Below are 7,514 nucleotides of genomic sequence, written 5' to 3'. Positions count from 1 at the left end.
AGCGCAGGCGTACCAAGGCGACAGCGACCAACCGCTGGGCGGCTACCTGGCCGTCCTGGTCGTCTACAGCCTCGTGGTGACGATCGCGACGGTGGCGGCCCTGGTCACCGGGCGCACCTTGCCGTCGCGGTGGAGGATCGGTGACCTTGTGACTGTTTCCCTTGGCACGCACAAGCTTTCGCGCACCCTGACCAAGGACGCGGTAACCAGCCCGTTGCGGGCTCCCTTCACCCAGTACGCCGGCACCGGCGGCCCTGCCGAGGTGATGGAGGAGGTCAGGGGGCAGAGTCAGCTGCGGCACAGCCTAGGCGAGCTGCTCACCTGCCCGTTCTGCCTGGACATGTGGGTGGCCACCGGGTTCACCATCGGACTGGTCTTCGCGCCGCGGTTCACCCGCCTGGTCGCGGGCGTGTTCACCGCGCTGACCGGGGCCGACTTCCTGCAGCTCGGCTACGCCATCGCCCAGCGCTCCGCCGAGAAGTAACCGGGCCGTCAGCCCGTCTTGGGCATCGGAATGCCCTCGCTGGCCGCGAAGTCGGCGTCGCCCTCCGACGACAGGCCGATCGAGACGACCGACCGGGCGAACAGCGCGTCGGTGAGATAGGCCAGCGACACCGCCCACCGGTTGACCCCGCGGGGAATGGCGTAGAGGTGATAGGCCCGCGTGACCACCTTGGCCGGGAATCCGGACAGGTGCACGTTGAGCGGGTTGGCCACCGCGTAGTGCGGCCCGAGGTCGACCACCAGCCCCAGGTTGCGGTGCTTGTACTCCTTGGGTGTGCCGCGGCCGAGGCTGGCGGCCACGTTGCGGGCCAGCACCTTGCCCTGCCGGGTGGCGTGCTGGGCGGTCGGCGGCGTGACCTTGCCGGGCTGGGTCAGGTCCGGGACCGCGGCGGCGTCCCCGGCCGCGAACACGTCGGGGTGCTCCGGCACCTGGAGGTCGGCCTGCACGGTGAGCCTGCCCTTTTCCACCGGCAGTCCCAGGTCCTGGATCAGCGGCGCCCCGGTCACGCCGGTCACCCAGGCCAGGGTGCGGGTGTCGACTCGCGAATCATCGGTCAGCACAACGTGATCCGGGTGGGCTTCCTTGAGGGTCACGCCGAGGCGGACGTCGATGCCGCGCCGGCGCAGCACCTTGAACGCGGCGTCGCTGAGCTTCTGGCCCACCTCGGGCATCACCTGCTCGGCAAGGTCGAGCAACACGAAGTGGACGGAGCCGGGGTCGAAACGCATCTGCTTGGCCGCCGCGTCGGCCAGCGCCCGCAGCTGGGCCACCAGCTCGGTGCCCGAGTACGACGCCCCGACCACCACGACGGTGCGCCGGGCGGCCGCCACCTGCGGGTCGTCTTCGATGTTGGCCAGCTCGAGTTGCTCGATGAAGTGGTCGCGCAGGTACAGGGCCTCGGCCGTCGTTTTCAGCCCGCGCGCGTAGCGCGCCAGGCCCGGCACGTCGAACAGTCGCGTCACCGAGCCCGGCGTGAGCACCAGCCGATCCCAGGACAGGCTGTGGCTGCGTTCCTCCGGGTCGCGGTAGGTCAACGTGTGCTGCGCCAGGTCGACGCCGTCGACACGGCCGCGCACCGCGCGCACGCCCTTGAGCGTGTTGGCCAGCGGCACGGCGACGAACCGCGCGTCGACCACGCCGCCGGCGACGTCGGGCAGCAACGGCGTGTACAGCATGTAGTCGACGGGGGAGATGATCGTGATGTCGACCGATTCCCGTTGCCGGCGAAAGATCCGCGCCAGGCGACGGGCGCAGGTGAATCCGGTGAAGCCGCTTCCGACGATCACAATTGAGGTCACCGAAGCCAGTGTAGGCGGGCCGGGCACGGCGGGCCCGGTCGGCGCCGTGGGCCGTGGAGCCGTCGGCGCCCAACGTCGTTGCGTCCCTAGGTGTTACGACATTCGGGCGAAAAACGGTCTCGCATCGCCGGGACGGCAATCCGTCCCCAATTCGCTTCGGTTGCCGACAGCCGCTTCGTTTCGCGGCCTGCCCGAGCGACGATGGGGTAGCCGCAGAATTCGCTTCGCGGCCCGCGACCTGCGTAGAGTGTGGAAGTCGCAAGCGCCTTTTCCGCTGCGGCGCCGCGAGTGAACGGGGTGAAGCGATGCGTACCGAAGACACCGCGATCGTCGCCCAGCTGGCCGAACTGGTCGCCAGCCTCGAGCGCGACGGCTTGAAAACCGCGAGTGGGCTGCGCGAACTGCTCGACACCGGGCTGCGCCACGTCGCCGGATCCCAGTACGCGGGCATCACGCTGGCCGAGAAGAACAAGACGGTCACCAACGTCGTCTCCACGCACCGCTACCCGAAGGTCCTGGACAGCATCCAGAACCAATTCGGTGAGGGCCCCTGCCTCGAGGCCGCCTGGCAGCACCACGTGATCCTCATCAACGATCTCGACGGTGAGCAGCGCTGGCCGCGCTACCGCCGGCACGCGATCGAGCAGACCCCGATCCGCTCCATCCTGTCGTTCCAGATGGCGGTCGACGGGGGCAACATCGCCGCGCTGAACTTCTACGCCGACGAGCCGCAAGCCTTTAGCGACGACGCGGTCATGTTGGGCGACGTCTTCGCCACCCACACCGCGCTGGCCTGGTCGATCCTGCGCCACCAGGACCAATTCCGCAGCGCGTTGGCGTCCCGCGACGTCATCGGGCAGGCCAAAGGCGTCATCATGGAGCGGTTCAACCTCGACGCGATCGAGGCGTTCGAGCTGCTCACCCGGCTGTCGCAGCAGTCCAACACCAAGCTGGCCGACCTGGCGTCCGCCCTGATCGACAGCGAACACCCCCTCAAGCCGCGCAACTCCTGACGCCCGCCGTCACCCCAGCGGAATCGGGGCGGGCCTGCGCTCGGCGATCAACCGCTCGCCCAGGTCGTAGTCGTCGTCGGCGTTGAAGGTGAGCACCCCGACCAGGGTGTTCCCCGAGTCGTACCACACTGTGAAGCCGTCGCCGCGCTCTTGAAGCCGGCTGCGTTCGTAGCCGTCCCCCCAGGCGTGGTATTTCAGTGTGGCGTCGCCGATCGTGGTCCAAAAACCCGGCACTGCATCCCATTTCGCGTCCCGGCCCGCGGCGCGCGCACCGGCGACCGTCCCCTGGTCGACGGCGTCCTGCCAATGCTCGACCGCCACGGGGCGCCCGGCCGTGGCGTTGGTGGCCAACGCCACGTCACCCGCGGCGTAGATGCCCGGCGCGGCGGTGGCCATGTCGGCACCGACGACGATGCGGGACTCGCGCACCTCCAGGCCGGCCGCGGCGGCGAGACCGCTCTGCGGCGCCACGCCGGTGGCGGCGAGCACCAGGTCGCAGTCGATGGTGACTCCGTTGTCCAGCCGCACACCGGCGTCGGTGATCTCCTGCACCCGCGCCCCGCCGACATGGCGCGCACCCGCCGCGGTGATGAGGTCCCGCAGCCGTTCGGCGGCCTGGGGACCCAGCCGCCTCTCCTGCGGAAGTCGGCTTGGGGCAACCAAAGTCGTCGAGACGCCGCGGCCCGCCAACGACGCGGCGGCCTCGCAACCGATGAACCCCGACCCGATCACCACGGCCGACGCGGCGCCGCCGGTCGCCCCGCGCAACGCCCGCGCGTCGGCCAACGACCGCAGCAGCAGGGCGCGCTCGCCCCCCGGCACCGGTGGGGCCGACGGGGCGGCGCCGCACGCCAGCACCAACGCGTCGAAGCCGTACCGGCGGCCGGCCGCGTACACGGCGCGGTCACCGACGTCGAGCCGATCCACCGCCGCCCCGGGCTCGAAATGTATTGCCTGCTCGGCAAACCACCCCGCGGGGTGCAACTCGACATCGTCGGTCTCGCCGCGCAGGTACTCCTTGCTCAGCGGCGGCCGGGCGTACGGAAGGTCGGTGTCGGCGCTGAGGATGCGCACCGGGGTGTGGGCGTCGTGTTCGCGGAACGCCTCCGCCGCGGCCACCCCGGCCGGTCCGCTGCCCACGATGATCAGTCCCGGCTCAGTCACCCCCCGGTGATACCCACGGCGGGCAGCAGCGACACGACCGGCGCGGTTTCGACCGGTGTGGGGCGGGTATGTGCCTTGCACATGAAGGCAGTCACCTGGCACGGCAAGCGCGACGTACGGGTGGAGTCGGTGCCCGACCCCAAAATCGAGCATCCCACCGACGCCATCATCGAGGTCACGACCACCAACATCTGCGGTTCCGACCTACACCTGTACGAGATTCTCGGGGCGTTCATGAACCCGGGCGACATCCTCGGCCACGAACCGATGGGCATCGTGCGCGAGGTGGGCGGCGAAACCGGTGACCTGAAGGTCGGGGACCGCGTCGTCATCCCCTTCCAAATCTCCTGTGGCAGCTGCTACATGTGCAACGGGCAGCTCTACACCCAGTGCGAGACCACCCAGGTACGCGAGCAGGGCATGGGCGCCGCGCTCTTCGGCTACTCCCAGCTCTACGGGGAGGTGCCCGGCGGCCAGGCCGAACTGCTGCGGGTGCCGCAAGCCCAGTTCACGCACATCAAAGTGCCTGACGGGCCGCCGGATTCGCGCTTCGTCTACCTTTCGGACGTGCTGCCCACCGCCTGGCAGTCGGTGGCCTACGCCGACATTCCCGACGGCGGCACGGTCACGGTGCTGGGTTTGGGGCCCATCGGCGACATGGCGGCGCGCATCGCCGACCACCTGGGTTACCGGGTCATCGCCGTGGATCTGGTGCCCGAGCGGCTCGGCCGCGCCGCGCAGCGCGGCATCCACACCATCGATCTGGGCAAGCTCGACGCGCCGCTGGGCGACGCGATCCGCGACCTGACCGACGGCCGCGGCTCCGATTCGGTGATCGACGCGGTGGGCATGGAGGCGCACGGATCCCCGACCGCCAAGCTGGCGCAGCAGGCGGCCGGGCTACTGCCGGACGCGCTGGCCAAGCCCCTGCTGCAAACCGCCGGCGTGGACCGGCTGCACGCCCTGTACTCGGCCATCGACATCGTGCGCCGCGGCGGCACCATCTCGCTGATCGGGGTGTACGGCGGCACGGCCGACCCGCTGCCGATGCTGACGCTGTTCGACAAGCAGGTCACGCTGCGGATGGGTCAGGCCAACGTCAAGAGGTGGGTCGACGACATCATGCCGCTGCTGACCGACGACGATCCGTTGGGCGTGGACACCTTCGCCACCCACGTCCTGCCGCTGGACCAGGCGCCGCACGGGTACGACATCTTCCAGAAGAAAGAGGACGGGGCGGTCAAGGTGCTGCTCAAACCCTGATTTCGGCCCGCTCGTGTTACGAATAGGCAACGGCGCCAGGGCGTTTCGGACGTTTGTTTGGTAGGCCCTGCGCTCGGGTATCAGCTGCGCCATGACATCCGAAGCCACTGCCCCCACGCCCACCGGAGAAGTATGGCCCGGCCGGGCGTACCCTCTGGGCGCCACCTACGACGGCGCGGGCACCAACTTCGCGTTGTTCAGCGAGGTCGCCGAGCGCGTCGAGTTATGCCTGTTCGACGAGGACGGCACCGAAAGCCGCGTCCCGCTGCCCGAGGTGGACGGGTTCGTCTGGCACGCCTACATCCCCAACATCGAGCCGGGCCAACGCTACGGCTACCGCGTGTACGGCCCCTACGAGCCGGAGAACGGGTTGCGCTGCAACCCGAACAAGCTTCTGGTGGACCCGTATTCGAAAGCCATCGACGGTAGCTTCGAGTGGAACCAGTCGCTGTTCAGCTACAACTTCGGCGACCCCGACAGCCGCAACGACGACGACTCGGCGCCCAGCATGCCCAAGTCGGTCGTGATCAACCCGTACTTCGACTGGGGCAACGACCGACCGCCGGACCATCAGTACGCCGACACCGTCATCTACGAGGCGCACGTCAAAGGCCTGACGCAGACCCACCCCGACATTCCGGAGCAGCTGCGCGGCACCTACGCCGGCGTCGCCCACCCGGTGATCATCGACCACCTCAAGAGCATCGGCGTCACCGCGATCGAGCTGATGCCGGTGCACCACTTCGCCAACGACTCCACGCTGGTCGACAAGGGGCTGTCGAATTATTGGGGCTACAACACCATCGGGTTCTTCGCGCCCGACTTCAAGTACTCCAGCGCGCGTTCGCCGGGCGGGCAGGTGCAGGAATTCAAGGCGATGGTGCGCGCCCTGCACGAGGCCGACATCGAGGTCATCCTCGACGTCGTCTACAACCACACGGCCGAGGGCAACCACATGGGTCCCACGTTGTCCATGCGGGGCATCGACAACGCCGCCTACTATCGGCTCGTCGACGACGACAAGCGCTACTACATGGACTACACCGGCACCGGCAACAGCCTCAACGTCGGGCATCCGCACGCCCTGCAGCTGATCATGGATTCGCTGCGCTACTGGGTCACCGAGATGCACGTCGACGGGTTCCGCTTCGATCTGGCCTCGACGCTGGCCCGCGAGTTCTACGACGTTGACCGGCTGAGCGCGTTCTTCGAATTGGTGCAGCAGGACCCGACGGTCAGCCAGGTCAAGCTCATCGCCGAACCGTGGGACGTCGGCCCCGGCGGCTACCAGGTGGGCAACTTCCCGCCGCAATGGACCGAGTGGAACGGCAAGTACCGCGACACCGTCCGGGACTTCTGGCGCGGTGAGCCCTCGACCCTCGACGAGTTCGCCTACCGGCTCTCCGGATCGGCCGACCTCTACGAGCACACCGCGCGCCGGCCGGTCGCGTCGATCAACTTCGTCATCGCCCACGACGGTTTCACCCTGCGTGATCTGGTGTCCTACAACGAAAAGCATAACGAGGCCAACGGCGAGGACAACAACGACGGCGAGAGCCACAACCGGTCGTGGAACTGCGGCGTGGAGGGGCCGACCGACGATCCCGAGGTGCTCGCGCTGCGCGCCCGTCAGGAGCGCAACTTCCTGACCACCCTGTTGCTCTCGCAGGGCGTGCCGATGATCTGCCACGGCGACGAGCTGGGCCGCACGCAGAACGGCAACAACAACGGCTACTGCCAGGATAACGAGCTGACCTGGATCGACTGGGCCACCGCCGACAACGGCCTGCTGGATTTCACCAAGGTGGTGTCGGCGCTGCGCGCCGAGCACCCGGTGTTTCGGCGGCGCCGCTTCTTCTCCGGCAAGCCGCTCGGGCGCCGCGGGCAGGACGGCCTGCCCGACATCGCCTGGTTCACCCCCGAGGGCGCCGAGATGACCGAGGAGGACTGGGGCGCGGGCTTCGCGAAGTCCGTCACGGTGTTCCTCAACGGCCACGGCATCCCCGACCGCGATCCCCGCGGGCAGCGGGTGCTCGACGACTCGTTCTTGCTGTGCTTTAACGCGCACTACGAGCCGATCGAATTCACTTTGCCACCGAAGGAATTCGGTGCATCGTGGCGTCTGGTGGTGTTCACCGGGCCCGAGGAGGAGACGCCCGCGGAGGAGGTGCCGGGTGGCGGCACGCTGACCGTCGACGCGCACACCGCGGTGGTGTTGCAGGCCCCCGACGGCGGTTAGACCGCCGGGAGCGCGCGCCCCGCCCACCCGAA

The 7,514-nt window shown here is 68.8% G+C and carries 6 protein-coding genes; 4 read left to right on the top strand and 2 right to left on the bottom strand.

Annotated features, from left to right (window positions below):
• A partial coding sequence (locus A5714_RS24425; RefSeq protein ID WP_068289793.1) for a DUF1360 domain-containing protein occupies positions 1-484 on the top strand: 484 nt, incomplete at its 5' end.
• Between the two features lie 8 nt (positions 485-492).
• Here the strand turns inward: A5714_RS24425 and A5714_RS24420 are convergent.
• The gene (locus tag A5714_RS24420; protein ID WP_068074926.1) at positions 493-1,803 is read right to left on the bottom strand and encodes an NAD(P)/FAD-dependent oxidoreductase; all 1,311 of its coding nucleotides are present in this window, start codon (positions 1,801-1,803) and stop codon (positions 493-495) included.
• Positions 1,804-2,108: 305 nt separating this feature from the next.
• On the opposite strand from A5714_RS24420, the gene A5714_RS24415 reads away from it, so the two are divergent.
• Complete coding sequence (locus tag A5714_RS24415) at positions 2,109-2,816, top strand: GAF and ANTAR domain-containing protein (protein ID WP_068074923.1); 708 nt, start codon at positions 2,109-2,111, stop codon at positions 2,814-2,816.
• A gap of 9 nt (positions 2,817-2,825) precedes the next feature.
• Here the strand turns inward: A5714_RS24415 and A5714_RS24410 are convergent, their stop codons facing one another.
• Positions 2,826-3,980, bottom strand: a complete 1,155-nt coding sequence (locus A5714_RS24410; RefSeq protein WP_068289791.1) for an NAD(P)/FAD-dependent oxidoreductase — start codon at positions 3,978-3,980, stop codon at positions 2,826-2,828.
• Positions 3,981-4,061: 81 nt separating this feature from the next.
• Here A5714_RS24410 and A5714_RS24405 point away from each other — a divergent pair, with 81 nt between their 5' ends.
• Together A5714_RS24405 and glgX are read left to right on the top strand one after the other, a co-directional pair.
• A complete protein-coding gene (locus A5714_RS24405) occupies positions 4,062-5,243 on the top strand; it encodes a zinc-dependent alcohol dehydrogenase (RefSeq protein ID WP_068289788.1) in 1,182 nt (393 codons plus the stop codon).
• 91 nt (positions 5,244-5,334) lie between these two features.
• A complete protein-coding gene (glgX, locus tag A5714_RS24400) occupies positions 5,335-7,482 on the top strand; it encodes a glycogen debranching protein GlgX (protein ID WP_068074913.1) in 2,148 nt (715 codons plus the stop codon).
• Positions 7,483-7,514 lie beyond the last annotated feature (32 nt).

It is taken from the genome of Mycobacterium sp. E2462 (assembly GCF_001672685.1).
Taxonomy (GTDB): domain Bacteria; phylum Actinomycetota; class Actinomycetes; order Mycobacteriales; family Mycobacteriaceae; genus Mycobacterium.
Note: the sequence above shows the minus strand (reverse complement) of the source record. Positions and strands in the feature narration are given on the sequence as shown.